This is a genomic window from Pseudostreptobacillus hongkongensis (assembly GCF_001559795.1).
Lineage (GTDB): Bacteria > Fusobacteriota > Fusobacteriia > Fusobacteriales > Leptotrichiaceae > Pseudostreptobacillus > Pseudostreptobacillus hongkongensis.
Window position 1 is genome coordinate 1 of the sequence record NZ_LOHY01000003.1, and the last position, 759, is coordinate 759.

Consider the following 759-nt stretch of genomic DNA (forward strand, 5'->3'; position numbering starts at 1 on the left):
ATTAAAGGTGGTCACTTTCACCGTCTCGTTCTGGCGTCCCATCAGACGATCCCAACCCGCACCGAAAATCGGGAACGTGTTTTTGCTCACCGCAATATCAAGGTCGAGATCGTCAACCGTTTTGCCGAGCACCAGACGCGATCGAATCAACTGGATCTCGGCATCCGATGCTGGCGGTTTGTTGGCTAACGCCGAACCGATGACCTGCACCAGCGAATTACCGCCACTTTGTTCGATTTGAACCAGTGCATCGGCGCTGTAAATCGGCGTGGCGAAGAAGGTGTAAATCACGGCACAGAGGGCGAATACGGCAGTGATGCCAAGCACCCACCAGCGCGCTTCAATGACGGTGCCGACCAGACGACCAATATCGATTTCATCACTGCCCGTTACCGGAGCGGCATGTTGTTTTACTTTTTCTGTCATTCTTATACCTGCTCTGCGTTCAATGCCTGCGCCCACTGGCGGGCAGACCGTTCAAGTAATGTGTACACCGCTGCAAACGTTTCCCGACTTTTGCGATAGGGGTCGGGGATTTCACATTCGTTATCCCAGTGACCAAACAGCATCACTTTGCCGCGCATCTCCGGCGCTATCTCGCATAAACGGGCGATATGGCGCTTTTCCATGGTCAAAATCAGGTCGTAGTTGCGACACAGGCGGCGGCTGATTTGCCGGGCGCAGTGACCTTCCAGAGACAGTTGATGTTCTGCGGCGACGCTGATGGCGGTAGGATCAGCGCCTTTACCTACCAACGCA

General features: G+C 54.4%; 2 protein-coding genes. Both read right to left on the bottom strand.

Features of this window, described 5'->3' with window-relative positions:
• The coding region (locus AYC59_RS08460) for a Wzz/FepE/Etk N-terminal domain-containing protein (RefSeq protein WP_211259979.1) at nt 1–426 on the bottom strand (426 nt) is incomplete at its 3' end.
• Nucleotides 427–428: 2 nt separating this feature from the next.
• The coding region (locus AYC59_RS08465; protein WP_081265313.1) for an arsenate reductase/protein-tyrosine-phosphatase family protein at nt 429–759 on the bottom strand (331 nt) is incomplete at its 5' end.